At 48.7% G+C, this 25547-nt stretch carries 20 protein-coding genes; 3 read left to right on the top strand and 17 right to left on the bottom strand.

Going from position 1 to position 25547, the window contains the following annotated elements; translation table 11 throughout:
• The 3 genes from DCW36_RS22470 to DCW36_RS04565 all read left to right on the top strand — a co-directional run.
• On the top strand, positions 1–2430 hold a 2430-nt coding region (locus DCW36_RS22470), incomplete at its 5' end, for a P-loop NTPase family protein (protein ID WP_164891031.1).
• Between the two features lie 167 nt (positions 2431–2597).
• The gene (locus DCW36_RS04570) at positions 2598–4118 is read left to right on the top strand and encodes an RNA-binding domain-containing protein (protein WP_114782999.1); all 1521 of its coding nucleotides are present in this window, start codon (positions 2598–2600) and stop codon (positions 4116–4118) included.
• A gap of 229 nt (positions 4119–4347) precedes the next feature.
• Positions 4348–5832 (top strand): class I SAM-dependent DNA methyltransferase, encoded by a 1485-nt coding sequence (locus DCW36_RS04565; RefSeq protein ID WP_114782998.1) that lies wholly within the window; start codon positions 4348–4350, stop codon positions 5830–5832.
• Between the two features lie 188 nt (positions 5833–6020).
• Here the strand turns inward: DCW36_RS04565 and DCW36_RS04560 are convergent, their stop codons facing one another.
• The 17 genes from DCW36_RS04560 to DCW36_RS04480 form a co-directional block, all read right to left on the bottom strand.
• Positions 6021–6506 carry a hypothetical protein gene (locus DCW36_RS04560; protein WP_114782997.1) on the bottom strand — a complete coding sequence of 162 codons (486 nt, stop codon included), beginning with the start codon at positions 6504–6506 and terminating at the stop codon, positions 6021–6023.
• 17 nt (positions 6507–6523) lie between these two features.
• Positions 6524–7102 carry a type II toxin-antitoxin system MqsA family antitoxin gene (locus DCW36_RS04555; protein ID WP_114782996.1) on the bottom strand — a complete coding sequence of 193 codons (579 nt, stop codon included), beginning with the start codon at positions 7100–7102 and terminating at the stop codon, positions 6524–6526.
• A complete protein-coding gene (locus DCW36_RS04550) occupies positions 7099–7533 on the bottom strand; it encodes a type II toxin-antitoxin system MqsR family toxin (protein WP_114782995.1) in 435 nt (144 codons plus the stop codon). Before DCW36_RS04550 ends, DCW36_RS04555 begins: the two co-directional genes overlap by 4 nt.
• 228 nt (positions 7534–7761) lie before the next feature.
• Complete coding sequence (locus tag DCW36_RS04545; RefSeq protein WP_205702873.1) at positions 7762–13281, bottom strand: DUF3320 domain-containing protein; 5520 nt, start codon at positions 13279–13281, stop codon at positions 7762–7764.
• 533 nt (positions 13282–13814) lie between these two features.
• Entirely contained in the window at positions 13815–14285 is a 471-nt protein-coding gene (locus tag DCW36_RS04540; RefSeq protein ID WP_114782993.1) for a JAB domain-containing protein, read from the bottom strand.
• 412 nt (positions 14286–14697) lie between these two features.
• Positions 14698–15657: an ArdC family protein gene (locus tag DCW36_RS04535; RefSeq protein ID WP_114782992.1), complete on the bottom strand. Its 960-nt coding sequence runs from the start codon at positions 15655–15657 to the stop codon at positions 14698–14700.
• Between the two features lie 699 nt (positions 15658–16356).
• Entirely contained in the window at positions 16357–17154 is a 798-nt protein-coding gene (locus tag DCW36_RS04530) for a hypothetical protein (RefSeq protein ID WP_114782991.1), read from the bottom strand.
• A 68-nt stretch (positions 17155–17222) separates the two neighbouring features.
• The gene (traN, locus tag DCW36_RS04525) at positions 17223–18044 is read right to left on the bottom strand and encodes a conjugative transposon protein TraN (RefSeq protein ID WP_114782990.1); all 822 of its coding nucleotides are present in this window, start codon (positions 18042–18044) and stop codon (positions 17223–17225) included.
• A gap of 33 nt (positions 18045–18077) precedes the next feature.
• Positions 18078–18617, bottom strand: coding sequence for a conjugative transposon protein TraM (gene traM / locus DCW36_RS04520; RefSeq protein WP_164891030.1), 540 nt, complete (start codon positions 18615–18617; stop codon positions 18078–18080).
• Between the two features lie 39 nt (positions 18618–18656).
• The gene (locus DCW36_RS04515; protein WP_114782988.1) at positions 18657–20318 is read right to left on the bottom strand and encodes an IS1182 family transposase; all 1662 of its coding nucleotides are present in this window, start codon (positions 20316–20318) and stop codon (positions 18657–18659) included.
• Positions 20319–20381: 63 nt separating this feature from the next.
• On the bottom strand, positions 20382–21221 hold the full coding sequence (locus DCW36_RS04510) for a hypothetical protein (protein WP_128396942.1): 840 nt from the start codon (positions 21219–21221) through the stop codon (positions 20382–20384).
• A 6-nt stretch (positions 21222–21227) separates the two neighbouring features.
• Positions 21228–21584 carry a hypothetical protein gene (locus DCW36_RS04505; protein ID WP_114782986.1) on the bottom strand — a complete coding sequence of 119 codons (357 nt, stop codon included), beginning with the start codon at positions 21582–21584 and terminating at the stop codon, positions 21228–21230.
• Between the two features lie 2 nt (positions 21585–21586).
• Positions 21587–22204, bottom strand: coding sequence for a conjugative transposon protein TraK (gene traK / locus DCW36_RS04500; protein ID WP_114783002.1), 618 nt, complete (start codon positions 22202–22204; stop codon positions 21587–21589).
• A 41-nt stretch (positions 22205–22245) separates the two neighbouring features.
• Complete coding sequence (gene traJ / locus DCW36_RS04495; protein WP_114782985.1) at positions 22246–23481, bottom strand: conjugative transposon protein TraJ; 1236 nt, start codon at positions 23479–23481, stop codon at positions 22246–22248.
• A 30-nt stretch (positions 23482–23511) separates the two neighbouring features.
• Entirely contained in the window at positions 23512–24159 is a 648-nt protein-coding gene (locus DCW36_RS04490) for a TerB family tellurite resistance protein (RefSeq protein WP_240676048.1), read from the bottom strand.
• A gap of 20 nt (positions 24160–24179) precedes the next feature.
• Complete coding sequence (locus DCW36_RS04485) at positions 24180–24818, bottom strand: hypothetical protein (protein ID WP_114782983.1); 639 nt, start codon at positions 24816–24818, stop codon at positions 24180–24182.
• 38 nt (positions 24819–24856) lie between these two features.
• Positions 24857–25540, bottom strand: coding sequence for a conjugal transfer protein TraI (locus DCW36_RS04480; protein ID WP_114782982.1), 684 nt, complete (start codon positions 25538–25540; stop codon positions 24857–24859).
• Positions 25541–25547: the final 7 nt, after the last annotated feature.

The following is a 25547-nucleotide window of genomic DNA, read 5'->3' as shown; positions in this document are numbered from 1 at the left end:
AAAGAACCACAATTAGACTATTTCACAGCAAACAGAATCAACGTTATCAAATCTTCTTTTAAAGAGTTTTTTAATTTGTATGAAGTGTGGATTGAGGAAAATAGTAAAGCAATAGTTCAAAGTCAGAGAATTTCCTACACCAATAGTGAGGAAGTTAAAGTAACTATTCCGGCAAAAGTTCAAGCAAGGCTTGGTCATAGTTTAGTTCAACTCAATTCACAGTATAGAGTTTCAGGTACAAATATCAAAGAATTTTATAAAGGGGATGAACCTTCGTTTGAGACTATTCTTAAACAGATAGATGTATTAAGAGGAGACCTTTTAAGCAAAGTAAAAAAAGATCTGTACAAATTTATGGATGATAACCAAAGCACAATTGTACCAATTGTTTTTCTTAAAGGTACATTTGGAATTGGTAAATCGACTTTTTGTTACCGCCTTATAAAGGATATTATTATTCAAAAAGATTTAAATGCTGTTGCATTTGAGGTTTTAGACCATCTAAGATTAGAGGCCAATGCTATTGTTGAACTAATTAATAAAATTGGTGCAAATTATGTATTCATCTTATTTAATAATATTGAAAGAAACAGCATATTTAAATTCATGTTGGACTTTAGGTTGCAGTTAAGTTCAGAACAACTTTCGAAAACGAAAGTTGTTTTTGTTACTACTGTAAGAGAAAATATTCTTGAAAGACTAAAAATTAGCAAAACAATTAATAGTAGTCTAGAAATTGAAGTAGATGCAAAATTAACAGATCCTGAGATTAATGATTTGTTAGAAAAACTTAGAAACGTTGATTTAATTAAGTTTCGGGACCAACAAGAAAAGAACGATTTAGCTAAAGTAATAAGGAAAGAATACGATGGAGATTCATTTATTTCATTAATAAATCTTATTCAAGATGGATCTCATGAACATGATATATATGATTCCTATCGTTCATTAGGAAAGGTGGCTCAAAGCGCATTTTTATATACAAGTTTATTGCACCAGTTTAAGATACTGACTCCTGCAAGCCTTCTGTGCTCTTTGGTTGCAAAAGATTGGGAGGTTTTTAGGGATGAAGTTATTAGGGTTGAAGGAAAAGGGTTATTAATTCAAGTTGAATCAAAAAGCCATGGAGTAGATCCAGATCTTTACTTTAGAACTAAGCATCCTGTAATTGCGGAAAAATTAGTTAATCAATTCTTAAGTAAAGAAGATGATAAGTTTGACAAATATAAGAAGATATTTTCTCATATGCTTACAGGAGAAAGGTTTTCCAGACTTGCAACCGATTTACTTAAATCACTGAAACAATCAGACGCTTTACCCAAGGTGAAGATTGATCAACTCTATGAGATTTGTTATGATCGACTATCTGATGATCCCCAATTCCTCCTTCATTATGTAATTAATCTTCAAGGAAGTAGAGATGTTAAAAAGCTTAAAAAAGGCATTGACTTACTTCTGTATGCAGAATCATTGATGGATAGGAGAAATCATAGGTTTATACATAGACGTGCTGTTTTAAATTTTGAACTAGCTAGATTATTTTTCGAAATAGAATCTGAGCTTAATAAAACCTACAGATATTTTGAAGAGGCAAAGGAACTATTCATAGTTAAACAACTAGTTGACCAATTTAGCTCCTACAGTTATACAGATTTTTTGCGCCTCCTATTCTGGTCTTTGGATAAAATGAAATTGACAAATGTGGAGACAGCCAGAACAAGAATTCAAATTGAAGAACTTTTCGATTTAGCAGAAAGACTAGTATCTGATAATTTAGACAGAATTTATGAATTGAAAAAAGAATATATTGAAAAAAATAGCTTTCAAAGCGATGCACATTACCTTCAATATTTAGAAGAAGGTTATAATGATGAAAAAATGAGGCCTTACATTTTAATACTCATGTACAATTATTATGAAAGTAAAAATGGTACCACTCGCTGTAATGAGATATTGGAAGAATTGGAAGGCTTTGAACTCAACTTTGAAGTTTCGAAATTTCTATTTAAACATTATGGTCGGAGATTACATAATGCCAACATTCGGATGAAGTTCTTTTCATTAATCAAAAATCATCCACAGTTAGAAACAAATAATGAACTTAGATTTAACTACTTTAGATTTATAGCAGATGCCTACAGTAATCATTTCATAAGCGCTAATGATTATTTAAAAAATATTAAGCGAAGTTTTTCTTATATGAATCCTGACTTTCGTTACATGTGGCTAGATTCAGAAACTGGTGAGGAAGAAGTATTTGATGGATTAATTCAAAAGGAAGTTCGAGGAAATATTAAAGTTAAAGTGCCAATTCTACAGCAGCGCTTTATACCTGTAAAAATGGATTTATCAAAATTAGAGGATGGCGAGAGGCGAAAAGTTAAACTTTGTTTTACACTGTTTGGAATAAGAGCTGAGATCTTAGATTAAATTTAAATATTATTTTCTCTTTAATTATTTTGTAGTAAGTAGTGTCTGGTCCTTCTGTAATACTCTCCGCGACAAAGGCGTGGCTAAGGCGAATAATTAAGCAGAACACCTAACTGCTTTTTCTGAAAATGAGAGACTAAAACAACTTGCTAATTACTCACTATTCCATGACCATCCCCCGGATAAACCACCTACTACAACAACGCGAAGGCTTGCGGCTGGAGTTTAAGGAAGCAGTTTCTGAACTCCCCGCTACCCTTTTCGAGACGGTATGTGCTTTCCTGAACCGGGCAGGCGGCGATATTCTGTTAGGCGTAGCCGACGATGGCAGGGTGCTGGGCGTAAACGAAGTTCGGGTGGCGCAACTGGTAAAAGAAATCGTGAATCTTTCGAACAACCCGCAGAAGCTCGACCCGCCTTTTATCCTGCTGCCGCAGGTAACAGAGGCCGAAGGAAAAAAGCTCATCCACATACAGGTGCCGGAAAGTTCGCAGGTGCATAAAAGCAAAGGCGTGGTGTACGACCGCAGCGAAGACGGCGACTACAAACTCACCAACCACACCGCCATTGCCGAACTCTACACCCGCAAAAGCGCCAGCTATTCCGAAAACACCATCTACGCCGCCCTGCGCTTCTCCGATTTCAAGCCGGAGCTGTTCCCCAAAATCCGGAACCTGATCCGCAGCCGCGACTACGACCACCCCTGGCTCTCCCTCGACGACGAGCAGCTGCTCCGCAAAGCCGGGCTCTACCGTCGCGATCCGCAAACCGGTCTGGAAGGCTACACCCTCGCCGCCGCCCTGCTGCTGGGCCACGACGAAGTTATCCTGAGCGTGCTGCCGCACTACAAAACCGATGCGCTCCTCCGCCGCCAGAACCTGGACCGCTACGACGACCGCCTGTACGTGCAAACCAACCTCATCGAAGCCTACGAGCAGCTGATGGATTTCATCGCCAAACACCTGCCCGACAAGTTCTTCCTGGAAGGAGCCGTGCGCATCAGCCTGCGCAGCAAAATATTCCGGGAGGTGGTGGCCAACCTGCTGGTGCACCGGGAGTTTACCAGCGGCTATCCGGCCCGCCTGGTCATTTACGCCGACAAAGTAGTCACCGAAAATGCCAACCGCCCCCACACCTACGGCCGTTTGCTACCGGAAAACTTCAGTCCTTTTTCCAAAAACCCGGTCATCGCCAAGTTCTTCACCCAGCTGGGCCATGTAGACGAACTAGGCTCCGGTATCCTGAACGTGAACAAATACCTGCCGCACTACACCCCCGGCAAAGCACCTGTATTTGAAGAAGGCGATGTGTTTAAAATGACAATTCCATTGGAGGTACCGCCTGTTGGCGGTGTAAGTGAGGGTGTAAATTCAGGAAGTGGCGGAGTAAATAATGGTGTAAAGGGCAATGATGCTGTAAATGGCGGAGTATCTGGCGGTGTAAGTGGCGGAGTATTTGGCGGAGTAAATGATGTCACAAAAATCAGGTGGGAAACTATACTACACTTGCTTTTGAAACAGGAAGGCCTTAAGGCCAGCAAGATTGCTGAAGAAACGGGATTTCCGCAGAGAACGATTGAAAGAGACTTAAACCAGTTGAAAGAAAGAGAGGTGCTGGTTTTTAAAGGCGCACCAAAAACAGGAGGTTACTTTATCACAGAAAAAGCAAAAGCTTCAATGTCCCGATAAATGTCCCTATACAATTAACGATGTCCCTGATAAATGTCCCTATAAATAAATCATTTCATACCGCCAGTTTGAGCGCAGCGGTAACTGGTGGTAAATCATGGAGCCAGTTTGTAAAGGCGTAAAAAGGATCGTGGAATGTATGCCAGTTGCAAACTGGCGTCATGAAAAACCACAAGTTACGCTAGCGCTAAACTTGCGGTATGAATTAATTTAATTACAAACCAAACAAATGAGCAACAACAACTCCGCTATAGTTAGTAAAGTCTGGTCCTTCTGCAACACCCTCCGCGACGATGGCGTGGGTTACGGCGATTACCTGGAACAGCTCACCTACCTGCTGTTCCTGAAAATGGCCGACGAATATACGCGTCCGCCTTACAACCGCCAGATGCCTATTCCGCAGGAGTACAACTGGCAAAGCCTCGTCGATCTGAAAGGAGCCGAGCTCGAAGCACATTACACCATTCTGCTCCGGGAACTGGGCAAGGAGAAAGGCATCCTCGGGCAAATCTTCACCAAGAGCCAGAACAAAATCCAGGACCCCGCCAAGCTCTCCAAAATCATCAGCATGATCGACAACGAGAACTGGCTGCTGATGGGCGTGAAAGACAAAGGTGACATCTACGAAGGCCTGCTGGAGAAAAACGCCGAAGACACCAAGAGCGGTGCCGGTCAGTACTTCACGCCGCGGCCCTTAATCAAGGCCATGGTAGAGTGCGTAAATCCGCAACCCATGCGCACCATAGCCGACCCCGCCTGCGGTACCGGCGGCTTCTTCCTGGCAGCTTACGATTACCTGGTAGACCAGCACGACCTGGATAAAGAAGAGCGAGCTTTCCTGAAGTACAACACCTTTTTCGGCAACGAGATCGTAGCCAGCACCCGCCGACTGGCGCTCATGAACCTGTTCCTGCACAATATCGGCGACATCGACAGCGACAACTTTATTTCTCCTGCCGATGCCCTCATTGCTCCGTCCGGTATGCTGCACGATTACGTGCTGGCCAACCCGCCCTTCGGCAAGAAAAGCAGCCAGACTTTTACGAATGCCGAAGGCGAACAGGAGAAAGAAGACCTCACCTACAACCGTCAGGACTTCTGGGCCACCACCAGCAACAAGCAGCTCAACTTTGTGCAGCACATCCGCAGCATGCTCAAAACAACAGGCCAGGCAGCAGTCGTGCTACCCGACAACGTGCTCTTCGAAGGCGGCGCCGGCGAAACCGTGCGCAAAAAGCTGCTGGAAACAACGGAGGTGCATACCATTCTGCGCCTGCCAACCGGCATCTTCTACGCCCAGGGTGTAAAAGCCAACGTGGTGTTCTTCGACAACAAACCCAGCAGCAGAGACCCCTGGACGAAAGAAATCTGGGTGTACGATTACCGCACCAACATCCACCACACTCTTAAAAAGAACCCGCTCAAGCTCGAAGACCTGCGCGACTTTATCACGCTCTACAACCCGCAGAACCGCCACAAGCGCACCGAAACTTACAATGCCGATAGCAACCCCGAAGGCCGCTGGCGCAAGTTTAGCTACGAAGAAATCCTGGCCCGCGACAAAACCAGCCTCGACATTACCTGGCTCAAAGACAAGTCGCTGGCCGACCTCGACAACCTGCCCAACCCGGATGAGCTGGCGGAGGATATCATCGAGAACCTGGAGGCAGGACTGGAGAGCTTCCGGACGATATTAGCAGCCCTGGAGAAGTAAGGAGTAGTTCCAACAATCTGAACAGCGACGTTCTTTTAGATGCTCTGTGATAGCAAATGAACTTTGCTGTTCATCATAATTTAGTTTGTTTGAATGTGGGGTAGGGGCCTTGCCTGGGGAGGCAGGGCCTTTTTTGATAGAAAAAATTCTCAAGCTAAAACCGAATGATTTTTAATATACCACAACTGCTACTGTTGTTCCGAAGACTTTTTCGGTTTTCTTTTAGTTGGGGTAGATTTTGCTGGCTGCAATAAATCCTGAACATTAACAATAGGCAGGGTAAAGCCTTGTAGCGAAGTGCCTAGTGCTTTAACGATAATCATGCCGCGTGCCGTGGAGTAGGCAGCTCCGATCAAAGGAACCATAAGAGCAGGGGAGGGTAGAACTTTATCACCTTCCGCTGCTGTGATAAGATGTTCTTCGATGTTGTCCACGATAAAAATAAACTCCAGGTGGAAGAACCCATTTATCCCCACTGATTTTATAGCATCGTCTACTGCCTCGCAGGTTACATGAACATCTATCTTGATTTTTTTTTCAGAAACAACAAAACTGGGATTTACAGATACCTGGCTGCTAAACCCTCTGACCTCATTGGCAGCATCAGCACGTTCCCGTTTGATGGAAGCATCAATAAACAGCGCCTCTTTTAAAATTACTTTAGAAAAATCCATTTTGGTACCAATGCTTGTTAAGCAATACAAGTATTACCTGCTCCTTCGTAATAGGTGGAAGAGTTTCGGGTTGAGCCCGCTGCAAGGGTAGGTTTTTCCCGCACCGATTGTTCATTAATGAGGGGAGTATGCGAAACCGAAACGGTATGGTGCTCTCCCTGAATCCATTTTTCAAGTGCTTTAATAGTTTTTGCAGGCAACAGGTGTGCCTGCATCGCTATGATCTGAGGTAAGGTTACCGGGTTAAACAGCATTCTCAGCAAGAGTAAATTAGACCCTGTAGGCAGCTCACCTGCTTCATAATGTCTATACTGGTTAATGCCGAGCCCCAGCAGCTTAGACATTTGCCGTAAGCTAAGGCCAAGCTGTTCCCGTACAGCACGCAGTTGTTCTGTTGTAGGCATATTGTGGCGTGCTCTCCATAAGTTATGGAGCTCATCCACAAATGCATCATCCATTTCTCCTGTGGTAAATCGCTTGCCGGTATCTACACATTCCAGCGTCTTGACATCCATCTCAAATGTCTCTTGCTTAAAAGGTACAACCTGGTGTTCTGTAATCAATCGTACTTCACCACCTGTATATGGACTTTTCATAATGATCCTTCTTTTGTTGAATGAAGCTTTGGGTAGATAATCTTAAATTCTGCAGGGTGAAAAGAAATGCAAATAACATTAGAATCGGGAGTGCCGAGCTGAACTTTGATATAGTATTCGATTCCCTTTTTCTTCTTTTTGATACTTGAACTGATAATCATACCAAACTCCCAAAGGTCTCCCTGTTCAGGAATGTTTTGCTTATCCTCGGTTGGCCCTTTGAAATAATTTGCAGCTGTGAGTTGCTGTATAAACTTAATTCTATCATTTGATTTATAACCTAATTCCCTTAAATCAGCAAGCGCCAAGCGGTTCTTCATTCTGCTATCTTCAAAGAAAACATTCTCCTGAAAGCTGACTTTGAAATGGAGCTCCTTTAAGAAAACCTCTACATCTTCTAACGATGGTTGTTTAAGTTTATAAGTTGCCAAAGCTATTATTTATTAACTGAAAATGCAACGAAAAAGTTGCATTGGTTTGTCTGTGTTTAAATATTGTAGTATCGAAATAAAGTAAAGCCTGAACAAAAAATGCTGTTCTGTATTAGCTATTGGTACTTCTTCCCGTAATTGTAAATCTAATTATTGGAAACACAAATACTAGCGGCATCCTAATGGAAGTTCCGGTGACGCTGGTATTTATGTGATTGAATAACAAAATTACTCTGACAGAATTAGCCTATCATTTTCCTCAAAAGCATATCCTTTCCTGACAGCATGGGTAATGCCAGAAATCATGGCGGCTTCAACGTTTGCGCCAAGACGGGCATAGCCAAACAGTCGGGAAGCCTCCCGAACCAATTCACTTATAGGGAGGCTTATCTGGTTATTTAATATTTCCCTAACGCCGTTTGCGATTTCCTCGGGCGGTAAGTCGTCGGCTTCGCGTTTGCCATTCTCTGATTCACTAACCCTGTAAGCAGTATAGGATTCCGGATTATGTTCTTCTTTCCAGACAATAATACTTTTTCCTAACTGAGACCTTTGGATAGGAAGCGTGGAAATGATACTTTCAAGATGATTGTTCAACCTGGACCCATTCCGGGAGATGCCCCATGCGCCTAATACCCGCTTGCACAACAGATTTTGACTGATTGGTGATTCAGTATTCACTATCTGCATCATTTGCCGGGCAATTTTGTTTCGGTTGCTGGGTAGCAGAAAGTCTTCAGAGGAGTTGGCCAGGACCGGGTCTAGTTGGCAAACTTCATAAACCAAAGCCGTTTGAGTTGGTGCTACAATGGTGGTTTCTGTTGCTACTTCCGTAGCATAAGCAACCGGAGAATCCATAAGCACAACATCATCAATATCTTTAGAATCAAAAGTAGTTGTCAACTCTTCTGCCGGCGGTTCTGGAACAAATGATTTCTGCTCCTCAGCCTGCTTAATAGCACTTAGAATATCGTTGACAGTTCTATCCGGATTCTCCCACCAATCCAGCGACCAAACTTTATGGATGTTCCAGCCCAGAAGACGAAGCACATCGGCCTGCACAATTTCGCGGTCTCTGGAAGTTTTGGCGCTGTAGTAGCTGTGGCCATCGCCCAGAATGCCCAGGAGGTATTCAGTTGGATTGGCCGGGTTCACTACCCCAATGTCTATTTTGTAATCAGAGCACCCTATGTTTGTATGCACCTCGTAGCCGTGCTTCCTGATTTCTTCGGCTAAGGTGTTTTCGAAAGAAACTTCTTTGCTCGACGAGATAACTGCACGTCCAGGAAGAGCCGATTTACCTTTTTCAGCGTAGGCCAGAAAGGCTTTTAAACCCGCCACGCCTTCAGAAGCTGTGCGGGTGATGTCAATCTGGTCGGACCGCAAAGTAGAGAAAACCTTCATTTCATAACGTGCTCTGGATACGGCTACATTCAGGCGCCTCCAACCGCCTTCCCGGTTAATAGGACCAAAATTTAGACTTACTTTTCCGTCTTTATCAGGGCCATAGCCGATAGAGAATAAAATAACATCCCGCTCATCGCCCTGTACATTCTCCAGGTTCTTAATAAACAACGGCTCTTCCGCCTCGAGTGCGATTTTTTCAAGTTCCGGTCTGGCTTTATAAACTTCGTTGAGCAAATCCTCAATCAGGTTTTGCTGCACCACGCTAAACGTGACAATACCAATGCTTCTCTTAGACGAGACCGGGTGGGAGAGGCGCTGGATAACTTCTTCCACAATGGCTTTGGCCTCAGCCTGGTTCTGGCGGGTTTTCCCTTTGTCATAAAAGCCTTCCACGGGAACATGCTGTACTTTGGTCGTGATGTCATCCGTAGAAGGGAAAGTGAGCAACTGGTTGTCGTAATATTTAGCATTGCTGAAAGCGATAAGGCTTTCATGCTTGCTTCTGTAGTGCCAAAGCAGGTAATGGGAGGGCATAGAGAGCGCCAGACAATCATCGAGTATACTTTCCAAATCTTCCAGCTCTATGTTATCATCATCAACTGCATTGGAACCGAAGAAGCTCGTCGGCGGCATTTGTTTCGGGTCGCCTACTACTATCACATTGGTACCCCGGGCAATGGCGCCTACTGCCTCACAGGTCGGCATTTGCGACGCTTCGTCAAAAACCACTAAATCGAACTTAGCGGAATTGGCATCAAAGTATTGCGCCACCGAGATCGGGCTCATGAGCATGCATGGGCAAAGGCGCGACAAAAGATTCGGGATAGAGTCGAATAGTTTGCGAATAGAGGTGGCTCTGCCATTATTCCGGATGTTGCGTTGCAAAATGCCAATTTCGGAGCTTTGGGAAGCCTCCTGTGCAAACGACGGTATCTTGGAAGCTAAGCGGGCATAAAGCTCTTCTTTGGTCAGTTGCTCAAAGCTTTTGCTCAACTCCCTGAACTTCTTGATTTTCTCCTCGAACAGCTTTCCGTTAAAAGCGGACAATTGCGGTTCCTTGTCTATGATGTACTCGGCGCAGGAGCGGTAAAGTCCTTTTTGGAAGCATTGCACCACTTGCGCACTACTGATGCCACCAGTTTCATACGCGGAAACCAGGGGCTGCAAGCCTGCCTGCAGAGCTTTGTCTCTTATCTGCAACCAGCTAATCCAATCCCGGACGTCATCAATGGCATTAAGCCATTTTTTTGCATAGAAAAGGCTGTTGTTTATCCAATTCGCGTCTTCTACTTTAAGAGAGGCAAAATCAATAGCCAGGAGCTGCTGCAGGTCCTTTTCCTTTTGTTTTATTTCCTGTGACAATAGGAGGAAGTTAGACAAGGTTTGCTTGTGCGATTGAAGAAAAGCCTTGCTTCCCTCGGCAAATTCCTGCGCCAAAGCGTTGCGCCAAGCTTTTGTTTTGGCAGCGGTATTCAGGGTTATCCCCTGGTGATTGATGTCAATAAGTGTAGCGCAAATTTGAAGCAGGACGTCCCAATCACAGGTACCGTTCCGCCACAGGAAGCCCAAAAGCTGGGGCAGGTGCGTTGCTTTCTCCAGTGGCTCCTGTTCTGCCTGGTAATCAATGATTTGTTGCAGAGATGCCGGAGTCTCCTGTTTGGTAAGGCTGCCGGTTAAACTTAATTTTTTCAGTCCTTTTACAACAGTATTTTGCTTTAAGAACTTAGGCAGAAACCATTTCTGGTCTGCTATGTTCCATTCCTGCAATGCCTGCTCTGCAGGATAGGTTAAAACAGCTTTATTGAACTTCAGCAGCAGTTCTTTACTGAGTGCGTCTCGTTTTTTGCCATGCGCTGCTAAACCCATTACCTGCGACAAGGTTTGCTCTACATGCTCCACATTGAAAAGGGAGGCAGGCACATCTGGTAAGTGTTGCATTAGTGTAATAAGCTGGGCCAGTGCCTCGGCCTGTTCCCGGCTAGCCGGTAGCGTTTCAATTTTAAGAGTCCGGCAAACAGTAGTTACATCCTGCTGGTATTGGGTGAGAAGGCTTTGATAACTGATAAGTAATTGGCGGGCATCTGATTTAAGTTGTTGGGCATACTGCTTTACGCGCACCGCTTCCAGGGGATGCTGGAAGGGATGCCCGATAACAGAACCTATTACCTGTATTTGCTCTGCTATATCCTGCCACTCTGTTACCTGGTTGGTAGTCAGCTGCTCTAAAGCAGTTGCGGTAAAAGTAACGCTGTCTGGCAGGTTAGCCAATTGGCTGTAGTGGGTGAAGGCATCGAATAGCGAGAATCCAAAGCTATACTTCTGGTGAAGCGCTTGTACGTAACCGTTTAGTTCAGTGCGAGTAGCCAAAAGCCGTTCCGCTTCTGATTCAAAATGCTGTGGCGATGATATCCTGGCAACTTCTGCTGCACGTTTGAGTTGCTCCAGCACCGCCGATTTTTTAGATTTATTGGAGTGGAGCTCCAGGCAGAATGAACCGATTCCTATAGATTCTAACCTGCTTTCTACAACCTCCAGCGCTGCTTTTTTGGCGGAAACGAATAATACTTTTTTGCCCGCATAAAGCGCGTTGGCGATAATGTTAGTGATGGTCTGAGACTTTCCGGTGCCTGGAGGACCGTGCAAAACAAAGCTTTTATCTTCTGATGAACTCAGTATTGCCGCAAACTGAGAAGAATCCGTGCTGATTGGCAAGGCAATTTGAGTAGGATGGAAGCAGGAATCCAATGCTTCCACTTCCGGCAGAGGCTCCGGTTGCCATTCCAGCATGCCCGAAATAAGGCTCTTTACAATCTTATTCCGACTAAGTTGCTCGGCATTGCTATGTATATCATTCCAGAGAATAAACTTACTGAAGGAGAAAGTGCCTAAAAGCGCCTGCTCTTCCACATCCCAGCGGGAGTGGGACATAATCCCTTTGCGGACGATATTAAAGACCAGTTTTACATCAATGCCGCTTTCATCTTTAGGGAGCGTTTCAAGACCGCCGATGTTGATGCCAAAATCCTGGCGCAGCATCTCCAGCAAGGTGATGTTCATCAGCGTCTCTTCTTCCCGGCTCCGGATGACGTAGCCTTTTGCAGCTGATTTACGGACAATTTCAACAGGCACCAGCAAAATGGGAGCATAGCGGGGGCGTTCACTGGCAGGCGTTTCATACCATTTAAGCAAGCCCAGGGCAATGTAGAGCGTATTGGCTCCATTCTCCTCTATGGCCTGTCTGGAACTACGGTAAATGTGCGTTAGGTTGTGCTGTAATTCAGTTTCAGAAAGGTAAGAGCGCAATCTTCTTTGGGTAAATTCATGCTTCACCAGGTCAACAATTGGATCGGACTGGTTAAGTGACTGGTAAATGCCTGTATCACGGAGCGGGTTGTCCCAGTCAGCGGGCTTAGGAAGCACCTGGAATTCCTGCCCGTTTGCCAAGCTGTCTTCTAATTGGCCAAGGTTAATAGAAATCAGCTGGAGCGTACTTTTGGTAAGCCTTATGTTCAGCAGGCTGTTCCGGAGGGTAAGGTCCAGCAGTTTACGTTCCCAGAGCCTTTGTTTAGAAACCTTAATCTGCTCTACATCCGTTACCTGCACACCTGACGTAATGGCTTCAGGTGCAACATTTTTCCGTTCTTTAACGGGAGCTTCCTCTACAATTTTCCAACCATTAGCCGTGTGTACTCTGAGCGGAAGCGGCCTGATGCCACTAAAGCGGGTGCGCTTAATATCCAGGAAGAGGCCGAACTGATCTTCCTTCTTCATGTTTTGGTTGGCGGCAGCCACTGCCTCGTCAAAAGACTTCTGGCTTCCGGCATTCATGCAGGTTGCTTCCACCAAAACAATTTCGTTTATACCGTCGGCTGTTCTTTTAGTCAGGAGAGAAGCGTCATCATTTACAGGGTCCGCAAACGATTCGTCTATGAGCCAACCGCCAACAAATGCATGGCCCTTGGTGAAAACCAAAAGCGGATGAATGCCCACTGCCTCTAAACAAGCGGCATAGAGCAAAGAGATATCCAGGCAGTTTGCCAGTTTATGCGTGAAGATGGTATCACACATTCTGATGCGCTGACCGTTTTCTTCAAAGCTGGCAGGTACACTGCAGTATACTAACTCCAGTGATGCAATAGCCTCATAAAGGGCAGCCATCTGCTTTCTGACCCGGTCCGGATTCCGACTCTGGTACTCATCAAAAGAAGGATTACCCGTCCACCTCTCCAGGATGGGAGCTGCTTTTCTGATTATTTTCAGCACCTCCGCATGATTAGGCGTGATGAAAGCAGCTATCATTTCAGGTAGAATGGCTGCTCCACTCCACTGGTCATAGGCCAAAAGCGATACTGGATAATTGCCTGTAAAAAGAGTTTTATTATCTGTGGAAACCCGAAGGGTTAAAGAACCGGCTATCCTTTCGGAGAGATTGGATAAATAAGCGGATGATATTTTTAGATGAATTGCATTTAGCTCAAAGGGCTCACCAGTCTTTAGTATTTCCAGCTGATGTGACCAGCTTATGGCAAAGTCAGGCTCACTGGTTAGCTCAATAGTTAGATCCTGTAAATCATGGTCACCTGTGTTTTTTAATAATAATTTCCGCACCACCGATACATGATTTTGCTGCATAGAAAAATTGATAGAGGGCGAGTGGATGAATTCAACTTCTATTGGTGCCATTTGATTTACATTTTTGAGCTCATTTAAAATTAGGATTAATTATTGAATAATGTTAAAACAATATAAAAAACATTATTCTTTCAGTTGCAACAGAATGAAATAATTTAATTTAAGCTAAAACAGACATTGTGGCTGAAATTCCCTTAGTTAAGAGTAGAGACGTAACTAACCTGCTATGACCAAAAAAAGGGCTACAAGAGCCCTTCGTCTGCGAAAGAGTAATAACTCTCGCAGGTCAGGATGATGTGATCAAGTACAACAATGTCGAGCAGCTCCCCGCCTTGTTTTAGCTTCTTAGTCAGTTGCTGGTCTGCTGCACTTGGTTTGGTGTTGCCGGAAGGGTGGTTATGGCAGAGGACGATGGAGCTGGCGCAGGCTTTAATGGCTGCAGCGAAGATAAGCTTTGGGTCGGCTACGGTGCCTGCTACGCCACCGGTGGATAATTCGTAAATGCCGAGCACCCGGTTGGCCCTGTTGAGCAGCATCACTTTGAATTGTTCTACAAACTCTATCTTACCTGCATCCCAGCTTTTTCGGAGTACTTCGGCGCAGTCGGTGGAGCTGGTAACCTGTGGTCGCTCGGATGGTTTTACTTTGGAACGGTAAGTCAGTTTGATTTCTGCTACTCTGTTCATTCCGGATTTTTTAGTCAGCTTTTCCATAATCTTGTTTTTTTAAGGTTTGAGGAATTGATTATGGTGCCCTCCCTGCCTGGCGGACGGACTAAGGGCAAGGTGGAGACGAAAAAAATGCGGAGGGCGTCCCTTTAGGGATACCCATTTTTTTCGTACTACCTTGTCCCGTGTCCAGCCGCCAGGCTACCTTTGCAGCAGAATGAATGCCTATGGACTTTTGCATGGTAGTGGCTTCGGGAAGGCTTTTAAATTGGCTTTAGGTTGGATATTGAAAAGGTCTGCCCAAAGGCAATCTTAAGCAGACTGCTATAAATGCAAGCCCTGGCAGGAGCGGGTAGTCCGACCTTGCTTGCCTGTGCTTTCATAGCAGTACAACATCAGGTAACAAAAAAAACATGAGAGAAGGGGTGGGCTGCCGGGACGAGGCAGCCACCCTTTTTTAAGCGGCCGATTGGACGGCAGGTGCTGTTTCCTGGTCCATCTCCGCTTTTAGGTCCAGCAGGTAGCTGGCTGCTTTAAATGCCTTGGTGCTGGCGTGGATAAGCATGGTCTTATCATCTTTGAACCTGCTGGCCCACCCTTGCAGGTATGCCACCGAGTTCTGGAATACCGCTTCCTTTATGCCGGTGAAGGCACAGAGGAAGCTTGCTCCCATCTCAGCTATAAGCTCCTCCTTGCTGTAGTTTTCATCCCCAAAGCGGCTTTCCTGCTCTGTAAAGCGGTTGAGCCTGTCGGGGTGGCCTGTAGCGTGGATCAGTTCGTGGAAGAGTGTGGCGTGATAGGCCTGGGCGGAGACGAAGTTTTTAATATCCGGCACCTGTACCGTGTCGCTGGCGGGTGCATAATAGGCTTGTGAACCGCCGTGCTGGATGCGTGGGGCAGGTTGGGGATATTGGTCCACTACCCGCTGGCATTCTTCAATAATTTGCTGGTCAGTCAGTTCAAAGGTTGCGGGTAATGTAAAGTCAATGCCATCCACCTGGTCTATGTTGAACACCGTCCAGAGGAAAGGGACAAATCTGATGGACTGTGGCATCTCTTCTTCCTCCACCTCGTCCTTCCGGTTGGTTTGCGGTCCATACACTTTCCAATAAATCACTTGAGTTCCCTTCTCGCCCTTCCGGATGTGGCCACCCAGCTCCTGTGCCTGCTTGAAGGTGAGGAAATAGGGGGCTGTGAAGTGGCGCTTTTCAGTGATGTAGTGGAGGTAGAAGGCATTGAAGCCTTCGTAGTGTCGGCCGGATTGATAGTTTTTCGGAAGGCCAAAGGAGCTCCAAGGCTTTTGCCAGAGGACGTTTCCTTGTTCGAGTTGCGAAATGACCTCGTTTGTCACCTGCTCAGCCAGTTGATAGAATTTCTGATAAGCAGTTTGTCCGGATTTTTTCGTGAGCTTTTCCATAATCTTGTTCTTTTAAGGTTTAAGGAATTAATTATGGTGCCCTCCCTGCCTGGCGGACGGACTAAGGGCAAGGTGGAGACGGAAAAAATGCGGAGGGCTTCCCTTCAGGGATACCCCTTTTTTTCGTACTACCTTGTCCCATGTCCGGACGAACAGGCTACCTTTGCAGCAGAATGAATACCTATGGACTTTTGCATAGCAGTGGCTTTGCGCCTCTTTTGGTGTGTTGGTGGTTGTAAAAATTTGACCGTCTTTGCAGAAAGTACCTGTTTCCGGTTATATCAAATCGGGAAAGTGCCTTTCGTTGTGGAGGTTTTAGCTGTAGCTTACTTAGCAGAAAAGCGTGAGGGATGGAGCGGTTGTTTGAGCTCCTCCGGCATACGCAGTAGCCGGAGAGCGAGCCGCGAGAGCCCGACGGCTTTGCCGGCACGCCCTCTTTTTTATACTGCACCTGCCACCAAACCCACTGCTGCTGGTCAATGAAGCGAAGTTTTAGAAAAGCCTGTAAATACAATTCAGTAGTATCGTTTTCATCTGTTTCAGAACAGATGTAATGCCTAAGCAGGAGCAGCAGGAATAGTGGCAGGTACAGCAGTGCCTCTAGCTATTCATAAAAATGCCCCTGCATTTGGGGCAGAGGCATTTTTATGATAACATTTTGCGGGTGCGGGTATGCGCAATGGGAAGAAGAAACTTCTATTAGATGGACATGCCCTTCTTGTGGGACTTTTTCATCTCCTGCTTTTCTTCCGAAACCACATCCTGTTGCTGGGCCTTTTTTGTGGAAGCCTGCTGCTTTACCGATTCCGCCGGTGTAGCTTCCTGCTTCTGCTGAATGGTTTCCCGTTTCACCGGCTTTAGATGCTCGTCGTACACGTTGATGGTTTTGTACTGTGGGCTGGCTTCGATAAAGCGCTTCACTGCCTGTCCCTCCTGCAGGGCCGTTACCTGCAGCGTGTTTCCTTTTTGCAGGTAGCGCATCATCTGCTCTTTCTGTTCCGGGTCCTGGAGTTCTTTGATGTTATACTGATTGAGTGTTTTCTCCAGGTCGAAGCCGTAGTTCTCGTGGTACTGCTTTACCTTGTGGTTGCCGTGCTGGTCTTTCTCGCCCATATCCAGCTGGAGCCAGGCTTTGTAGGGCTGCCCTTCGACATTCACCAGTTCTTTGTGCACCGACCGGCCACTTAAAAGGTTGTAGGCTTCGCGGGAGGTGATGCCGCTGTTCTTGTTGATGTAAAAGGTCTGCGATAGCTTTTCGGCGGAAGTGTCGGGTTTAAGAGTGGCGTCGTACTTGTTGAAAAAGTACATGTCGCTCTGGTCCGACCTGCGGAAGTGCAGCGTGTAATCCATGGTGCTGTTGAAGTAAGGCTTCTGCATCTGCAGCTCGAACTCCGGCTTTTGCTCCCGCACGTTCTTTTCCAGTTCTTCATTTAAGTTGGTGCCAAAGCCCATGTACTTGAGGCCTTCTTTCAGGTAATCCAAGTTGTTCTGGTTCATAAGAGTAAGAATTTAAGTGGTTGAAATAGCTGTTAATCGTTGTGATGGTGATAGTTTTTAAGGCGTGGTTAGAGTAGCAGGGCACACGCCTGCACCAGGTCTTTGCTGCGGATCCGGAGCTGGAGGTGCCTGCCGCCGTTCTGTTCGAAGAGTTCCACGACCAGCTCCTTTCCTTTGGTGATGGGGACTTTCTCCAGGGCAAAGACGAGTACTTTCTGGCTTCCGGCTTCCACGGTTTTCTCGTCGTAGCCATAGGCGTAGAGCGGCACCCGCTCTTCTTCCTGCGTGGCCATGCGCTTTACCTGTTTGCGGTCCCGGAGGCTGAAGCGGATAAAATCCAGCTCGTAGGGGACGGGGGATTTGTTGGAGAGCACCAGCCGGTAAAAGAAGGTGTTGCCCTGCACGTAGATGCCTTCCAGCGTAGCCTTCACTTTCCCTGCCTTGTCTTTGATGCCGTAGCAGAACCTGGGATCCCCGGCCAGCAGATTCGTAATAGTTTTCAGTTGCTCTGAGTTCAGGTCCGTATTGGCAAATACAACGGGAGCAGCGGTAGTGGTGGGAGGGTCAAGTTTAACAAAGGTAGTGGCGGGAATGTCGGCATAGCTTACTTCAAAGCTGTAGACCCTGCCGTCCGCGGTGATGACAGTCAGATTTGTTTCTCCGAATCCCTTCCGGGCTGCTTTCAGCTGGAGCACATTCTCTACTTTTTCGGGCACCTGCGCCAGGATGTCCCGGCTGCCACGGTCCACGCTTTGGATGGCATGCGGAAAGACCAGGGTGGTGGTCTTCTGGTAAGTTAGCTCGAGTGCTTTGGGGTGTAAGTCCTGTGCGACTATGTTTAGCTGCAGCAAAAGCAGGCACAGGAAAGAAAGGAAGATGTTCTTTTTCATGATATGATGAGTTTAGTGTGAAATAAATAGAGATTACCGGCGGATGCTCTGGTCGCGGAGCAGGAGGCGGTGCCCGGCATTGACCGTGACTTTTAGTTGCCGGGCCTTCCTGCTCAGCAGGCCTTTGGCAGCTTCGATACCGGCACTGGCTGCCTGGGCACCGATGGAAGGTGAGAGCGTAGAAAGCTGCAGGCTTTGGTTGACGACACGGTCAGCTCCCTGTTTGGCGGCTTCGCGCGTGAGGGCGCCGGGAATGTAGAGCCCTTCCTGCCCGTCCAGGTCATAAGCAGCCAGGGCAACCGGGAGGACAACATTTCCTATGAGCACCGACGATACCTCAATGTGCAAACGCTCTCCGCTTATGCGGCAGGTGCCAAAGACAAGATTCCCTTTGGCTACCCGCCTTCCGCTGAGGTACACATCCTGGAGCAGGCGCATCTTTACGGTGGCTCCTGCTATTAAAATCTTCGTTTCGTGAATGGCTGCTTCCACTACATTTCCCTTTTCACCCGCACCGTCTTGCGTAGAGTTGTCTTGCAGACCATAGAAACCATTGGCTGTAATGGTGGACACGGGAGTGGTGTTTCCAGTATTATGATACTGCTGGCGAATTCATAAAGTAGTTTTTAGCGGTAGCATCAGCTTCTCAAAAGCCGATATTCGGGTCTTCTCCCAAGGGACATCTGCCAGCCAGTTAGCGATCCGACCAAAGTTTATTGCCGTTGCCGTAAGCACGTGTTGCAGATGAGTTTTAGCTAGACCAACATACTTGGCGCGTCTTAAGCCAAAGGCACGGACACCTTGAGAGATGGTACCTTCAATACCAGCCCGTTTGTTGTACTCCTTTTTCCAGGCCTCCGTGTTTTCTCTTTCCCGAGCGGCCTGTAAAGCCAGGTAGTGTTCTTCTTTATGTACGGTGATGCTACGCCGCTTTGCCTTCGTGCATTTTGACCTACCCGGGCAAGCGCTACAATCCTTCTGGGAAAACTTGATTTTCACTGTTTCAATACCGTTAGGAGTCGTATAGGCTGACCAGCTTACACTATGCTTGCCCAAGGGACAAATAGCCTCCTGGTTCTGCCAATCCAGTTGAAAACTAGCCGCGGCAAAGCCTTCCTTCGTCTGTGCCTGCCACTGATAGTTCGCCCGGGAAGGGCCAAGTAAATCTACGCCAAAGTCCTGCCTGCTAGTGGCAAGTAACGGAGTATCCAAATAGCCGGTATCTACCAGGTGAATTTCCGGTAAGAGCTCCTTCTCTTTCAGGGATTGATGAATAGGCTGCGTCATGTCCATGTCGGGGATGGGGCCAGCGGTAGTGGCAACGTTGGTAATCAGATGAGGCAGATCCTCCTCACAGGTTTCGGTCAGGTGCACCTTATAGCCAATCCAGGAGGTGGTGTTCTTACGGGCATAATGTGCCTGCAAATCATAAGGCGAACTGATGAAACGAGCGGCAGGAGGAATACCTTCCTGCTGTTGGCTACGCCAGAATATTCCCCCGTTTTCTATTCCAAACTGCTGTAGCCACACTTGCCGCAGCACCTCAACAGCGGGGATGGAAGCCAGCCACTGCCCTGCCTCCTGCTCATATACGGCCTCCAGCAAAGCATGTCCATCCATGCCCACCTGTAGCGCATAGGCAGCTTGTTTTTCCTTGCCTTCCGGTAAGCGGGAATCTTCTACGCGTCTGGCATAGCGTTTTAGCCATTCCGGCGGGCTATGTTGCCTGAGCCACTGCGGCGCAACAATAGCTAAGCTATTTAAAGCAGCCCGAAGTGTTTCCCCGGCACATACCAGCCTACTGGTGGCCCGTATCCACCCTAACACATGGGTAGAATCCGTGCGCTGCCGTCCTTTGGCTTTTATCCAGTTCCGCTCCCGACACTTATCTAAGAGTAGGTTGAGCAGTATATCCTCGCCTGAACCGCGCACCAGACGGCTTCTAAACTCGGATAAGACACTACTGTCGAAGCCGGCATCTGTCAGCTCTAAACTCAGGGCATACTTCCAATCTATCCGGCTCCGAACTGCATCAGCCGCTTGTCTGTCAGATAAGTTCTCTATGTACTGCATGACGGTAACCATAGCTAATTGCCAGGGAGAAGCCGCCGGTTGGCCCCGCTGCGGGAACAGGGAGGCAAAAGCTTCATCCTGATAAATGCTTCCCAACTCATCTTTAAGTTGCATATAGATATTGCCATGAGGAAAGGCCGCCTGGGCGACACGAACAGTTTCTGAGGGAATGGCCGGAATAGTTTGTGGATGTAGTGACATAAGGCCTAATTTTTTATTTACAACAAGAGCCAGCTTATTGAACGCTTTATGTCTACTAATTGGCTATGGTTTCTTGTGCTTTCCCAGGCCTTTGGTTCCGCTGTTTTTAATTCGCCAGCAGTATCTATTATCAGGTTGGACACCGGCTTCCGGAGGGGCTTGGCTTGTGTAAGAAGTCTCTAGCAAGGTGATGTCAGCCTGTCCGGGCGAAGCCTGCAGCGCAAAAGTCTGCTGCTGCTTTTCCGGGGCCTGGTTTGCCATCCGCTTCTCTACCCGCTCCGGGTGCTGGATGTCGAGGATGCGCTCGAGCATATTTTCCAGTTGCTGCATCTCCGGGTCATTTCCAGCGGTACCGTTGCTGCCCATGCGTTGCATCATCGCCTCCAGGCGGTCCACATCTTCTTTAAAGCGGTCGTTTCCTGAAGCAGCAAGACTGGCAGGAGCAGGAGGCTTTCGTTGCCTTGTTTCATGATGGAGAGGCCTTGGCTGAATAGCTTTTTCCAGCTGGGCCAGCTTCTGGTTTATTTTTTCTTCCTGCGGGTCAGCAAAGGCAATGGTGGCAGTGGCTGTTGTATCCGCTGTCAGCTGGAGTTGGCTTTCTGCTCCGTCCGGATTAAACCCCATCCGTTGCAACAGCAGGGAAGTGCCGGCATCGGAGAGTTGCCGGGCTTTCTGCCGGGCCTGGTCGTAGTGGCTGAGCTTGTCCTGGTGCTCTTTTTTGAGCTGCGCTTCGGGCAGCTGCAGGTTGAGTTCCTTTTGCCCGGCCTGGGCAGTTGCTTCTGCGGTGGTGCCTTTGCCGCCGCCCAGATTCCAGAAGGCCAGGACCAGGAAGGGGATTACCAGCAGTGGGAGCACCATCAAAAATTTTCGTTTGCGCAAAAATGCTTCTGAATTTGTTTTCATGATCTTTTATTTTTGGAGTGGATAAAAATGCTGAAGATTAAGGCTGTCCCGGAAGTCCGGCTCCGTTAATGGAAGGCTGCCGGGATAGTTGTTTTGCATGTGGTTTAGTAATGACTGCTTATGTTCCGGCCATAACCCCTTTACCAGCAGCCAGAGGCAGGCACCGCCGAAAAGAAAACAGAAGAGCAGCATCAGCATTTTTCTGCCGCTTAAAGAAAGCTTTTCGTACCGGCTGCTGCAGAAGCTGGCCAGTTGCTTTTGCCGCTTAACAATGGCTGTGGCAATGACACCGGCAGCCTTATCTGTGGCATTGTTTTCCTCCGGTTGTTTTGTGCTATCGGAATGTTTGCGGAACAGCAGCATGGCTAGCGGTTTTGGGTGTGCAGGTCCTTGTTTTCCAGCGTCGTCCACCGCTCGAGTATAAAGCCGTGCGGGTTGTTGTCCGAGCGGGAAACACTGCGCAGGTAGCCTTCGGTCACGAGGCTGCGGCGCAGGATGGAGGTGGCGCGGATGAGCTTCTGATGGGCATAACAGCGGAAGTAGTAGGGATACTGTCCAGTGTCCACCTGCACGCTGTCCACAGTTATCTCCTGGCTGATGTTGCCCGAAATAATCCCCGAGATATAGCCGCTCTCGCGCAGGTTATCGTAGGCCCGCTTGGCCGTGGCATCGGCCAGGTACAAGGCCTTGCGCATGTTGGCTTCAATTACCTTGTCGTCCGGGTCGAGCGTGAAGAAGTAGCGGTGGAAAGTACGTACATGGTCGCGCGCCTCCACCGGAATATTCTCACGGCGGCCGGTGGAAAAAGCTTCCAGCGCCTTGTCCCCGGCCAGCACATAAATCCGTTCCTGCACAGCCTGCACCTGCTCATAGCTCAGGTAGACGGCAAAGCAGCTCACAATCGTGCAGGCTACCAGGAAAACGAGGCTGAATGCGCGGATGTGGCGGAAGGCGCGGTCGATGTTTTGAAGTTGTCTGAACATGATGGTTTTACATTTTATTGTACAGTAATTGTGTATCAGCATCACCAGGAATCACCGGAAAGACGCCCGTGCTGGTAGCTGTCTGTCGGCGAATTACTGGAGCTATGGCTTTCTGTTGAATTGTTTGCAGCATAACCGCCGCTGTGCCCGGCAAAGCCCTGCACGAGGCTGCTGGCTCCATGCCCCATGGCTCCGGCGGCATAGCTCAGCCCGGAGCCCACGGTCGAGGGGCCGGCCTGGCTGGTAGTGTGGAGCAGGTTGGTCACCTTCATCAGCAGGGCATTGCCGCCGCCGGCATGGATGATGTAGTTGGCGACATTGGGCACGGTAAAGTAGCCCACGATGCCGATGAGCATAAAAATCAGGTAAGCCGTGTCGGTGGAGCTGAAAAAGGTATTGCCGTTGTTTTCCACCTGGCCGATATCGAGGCGGAGCATGTTTTCTTGTATTTTGGCGATGATGCTGCCAAAGATGTTGGCCACCGGCAGCCACATGTACACGTTCACGTAGCGGGCAATCCAGACGGTGAGCGTGTGCTGGAAGCCATCAAAGACGGCAAAGCCGAACACCAGCGGCCCCAGGATGCCGAGCACGATGAGGTAAAAGGTGCGGATGGTGTTGATGCAGAGCGAAGCGGCTTGGAAGAGCAGCTGCAGCACCTCCGATAGCCACTGCTTGATGGAGTGGCGGAAGCTGAAGGAGAACTTGGCCATGGCAAACTTCATGTCGTTGCCGATGCTCTCGAGCAAGCCTTCCCCTGCCCCCGCAGGGTCGTCCGGGTGCGTGTATTGGTACCACTTCTCCCTGTCGCCGCTGCCGTCGGGCCCCATGTACAGCTGCCAGGCATCCGAAGCCTGGATGGCCGCCTCTTTCCGCTGCAGGAGCACGGCGATGGCCTGGTTGGAGCCTTCCACCATGGCAGAGGTGGCGGTGACGGTTGGCTGCAGCACCCCGTTCAGCAGCGACAGAACCGCCGGGAAGAGCAGGATGGCCAGGCCCAGGGCAAAAGGCCGTAGCAGCGGGTAAAAGTCCACCGGCTCGGCATTGGCCAGGTGGCGCCAGACGCGGGAGGCGATGTACCAGAGGGTGGCAAATCCTGCCAGGCCGCGGCCCACATCGATGAGCCGCTCGCAGAGGGGAATCATCTCCTCGTAGAGCCCATCGAGCACGGCGTGCAGGCTATGCATATCATTAGCCACCCCCTGCGCCTTCACCAGGCTGGGCAGCAGGAGCGCCAGCACTAGCAGCGGCAAGGAAGTTAGTAACTGCTTTTTCATGGCATGTGTGTTTCGTTGTTTGGCTGTTGGTTACTTCTCCAATCCGTACACTTTTTGCAGTGACCGGACCTGCTCAAGTTCCCGGTTCCGTTGCAGGGCCAGCAGGGAAGCCTGCCGGTTGAAGTGGCGCAGGAACACGAGCCGCTCCTGCATACCGGCATAGATGCGGTCGATGGCCTGCATCCGTTCCCCGTCGCTCATGCGCAGCTCCCCGGCCGTGAGGATGAGCGTGAGTTCGTCGAGCAGGCGCAGGCTTTGCTGAAAGAGGCTGCCGTACACCGAACTGAGGTAGCTGAGCTCATCCGGCGAGAAGCTGCCCTCCTGGCGAAAGCGGTTGTAGGCGCTTTTGTATTCGGAGAGGATACTTTTCTGGCAGCTGATGATATCGGCCACCCGCTTGTAGTCCCGCACGGCAGGGTTTACCGCCAGGAGCCCGTCCAGGAAAGTTTCGTGCAGGCTGAAGTTGCCTTCCGAGAGGGAGACGATGGTGCCGTAGCCCTTGCTGATGAGCGCGTAGCCCTGTTTCATGTCCGAAAGGATCTGCCGGAGCTGATCGAGCTTCTGCACGTTGAGCAGCAGTTGCTGTATCTCCGCCTCCTGTGCCTGTGCTTTTTGAGGAAAGAAGGCTGCCAATAAGAGCAGCAACATGCTGAATGAAAAGAGTAGCTTCCGTTTCATGATTCCTTTTTCAATAATTTTTATGGTATTCCGTGTAATGCTTTGCCTGTTTTTGCTTCGCGTATTTCCTTTGCCCGCTGCAGTGCCAGTGCCTGCGCCTCCCGGAGGAAGGCCTGCGTGAACTGGTGCTTGTCCCGCATGGTGTGGTAAAGCTTCTCCAGCTTCCGGAGCCGTTCCTCATCCTCCATCTCCAGTTCATTGGAAGAAAGCACCAGCCAGAGCGTTTCCAGTTCCTGCAGGCAAGCCTGCAGCAGCGCTGCCTTCACCTGTTCCAGGTAAGCGAGCTCTGTATTCAGTAGATGGTTCTCCTTCCGGACTGCCTGTAGCGTCTGCTCAAAGTCACGGAGAATGCCTGCCTGCAGGGAAAGAATGTCCGCTACCCGGGCGCTGTTACCGAGAGCGGGATTTACTTTTTGGAGGGAGCCAAAAAAGGCCTGGTGCAGACCGAGGTCGCCGTTCTTGATCTGTTGCACGGTGTTGATCCCATTGCGGGCTATCTCGTAGCCCTGCCGCAGGGTACCGGCGTATGCCTGTAAGGCTGCGATCTGCTGCACCAGGTATTCTTTTTTGGTTTTCTTCTGCCGGAACCACTCGTCGAATGTCTGCGCTTGGCAGCCAAGGCCGGTCAGCAAAAGCAGGCTGAAGAGGAGTAGTTTCATCGTTTTGGATCTGGTTTGTTAGTTGTGACAATGGTAGCTTAGTCAAGGCCATAAAGGCTTCGGACCGTTTGCAGGTTGTTCCGCTCTTTGGCCCGCTGCAGGCTCAGCTGCACGTTTTGGGCGTTGAACTCCCGCAGGTCGCTGTAGTTCTGCTCCAGCCGGTCAGCCGCCTGCTCGATGAGTTCCAGCCTTGCAGCATCGCTCATCTGGGTGGAGAAAGCATTTACCAGCAGCAGTACCTGGTCCAGGTTCTGCACGCTCGCTTCCAGGATGCCAGTGTACACCTGTTGCATAAAGTCCAGCTCGGCAGGCGTGAAGTTCCGGTCCTGGCGGAAGAGCGCAAAGGAGCGTTTGTACTCGGCCACCAGGGCTGCCTGTGTTTCGATGATGTCGCGCACCCGCTGGTAATACCCAATAGCGGCTTTTACCTTCCAGAGCTCCTGGTAATACTCGTCGTAGAGCTGGCGCTGCCGCTCGGTCCACTCCGCTATCTCGTTGAGGCGCAACTCGGAGAGCTTGTTTTCGAGCACCTTCTGGGCGTTCTGCAGCCAGATGGTCTGGTTCTGCAGTCGCTGCACCTGCAGGTCCAGAGCCACAATCACTTTGGTGACGCCCGCTTTGATGGCCTCCATGATGGGGTCCTGCGCCTGTGCCGGTTGGTGAAGACCGGCTGCAGTAAACAGTAATAGGGACAGGAGCGCGATTTGTAAATACTTTTTCATGGTGATG

Origin of the sequence: Botryobacter ruber (genome assembly GCF_003347595.2) — a bacterium.
Lineage (GTDB): Bacteria > Bacteroidota > Bacteroidia > Cytophagales > Hymenobacteraceae > Pontibacter > Pontibacter ruber_A.
The sequence above is the reverse complement of the archived record's forward strand: the minus strand, read 5'-3'. Positions and strand labels throughout refer to the sequence as shown.

Coding starts and splice junctions, on each gene's coding strand:
- DCW36_RS04530 (WP_114782991.1), bottom strand. CDS start 17,154: ATGAACCAGAACAACTTGGATTACCTGAAAGAAGGCCTCAAGTACATG.
- traJ (WP_114782985.1), bottom strand. CDS start 23,481: ATGAAAAAGCAGTTACTAACTTCCTTGCCGCTGCTAGTGCTGGCGCTC.
- DCW36_RS04560 (WP_114782997.1), bottom strand. CDS start 6,506: ATGGATTTTTCTAAAGTAATTTTAAAAGAGGCGCTGTTTATTGATGCT.
- DCW36_RS04515 (WP_114782988.1), bottom strand. CDS start 20,318: ATGTCACTACATCCACAAACTATTCCGGCCATTCCCTCAGAAACTGTT.
- traN (WP_114782990.1), bottom strand. CDS start 18,044: ATGAAAAAGAACATCTTCCTTTCTTTCCTGTGCCTGCTTTTGCTGCAG.
- DCW36_RS04555 (WP_114782996.1), bottom strand. CDS start 7,102: ATGAAAAGTCCATATACAGGTGGTGAAGTACGATTGATTACAGAACAC.
- DCW36_RS04510 (WP_128396942.1), bottom strand. CDS start 21,221: ATGAAAACAAATTCAGAAGCATTTTTGCGCAAACGAAAATTTTTGATG.
- DCW36_RS04485 (WP_114782983.1), bottom strand. CDS start 24,818: ATGAAACTACTCCTCTTCAGCCTGCTTTTGCTGACCGGCCTTGGCTGC.
- DCW36_RS04565 (WP_114782998.1), top strand. CDS start 4,348: ATGAGCAACAACAACTCCGCTATAGTTAGTAAAGTCTGGTCCTTCTGC.
- DCW36_RS04535 (WP_114782992.1), bottom strand. CDS start 15,657: ATGGAAAAGCTCACGAAAAAATCCGGACAAACTGCTTATCAGAAATTC.
- DCW36_RS04505 (WP_114782986.1), bottom strand. CDS start 21,584: ATGCTGCTGTTCCGCAAACATTCCGATAGCACAAAACAACCGGAGGAA.
- DCW36_RS04480 (WP_114782982.1), bottom strand. CDS start 25,540: ATGAAAAAGTATTTACAAATCGCGCTCCTGTCCCTATTACTGTTTACT.
- traK (WP_114783002.1), bottom strand. CDS start 22,204: ATGTTCAGACAACTTCAAAACATCGACCGCGCCTTCCGCCACATCCGC.
- DCW36_RS04540 (WP_114782993.1), bottom strand. CDS start 14,285: ATGGAAAAGCTGACTAAAAAATCCGGAATGAACAGAGTAGCAGAAATC.
- DCW36_RS04490 (WP_240676048.1), bottom strand. CDS start 24,159: ATGAAACGGAAGCTACTCTTTTCATTCAGCATGTTGCTGCTCTTATTG.
- DCW36_RS04570 (WP_114782999.1), top strand. CDS start 2,598: ATGACCATCCCCCGGATAAACCACCTACTACAACAACGCGAAGGCTTG.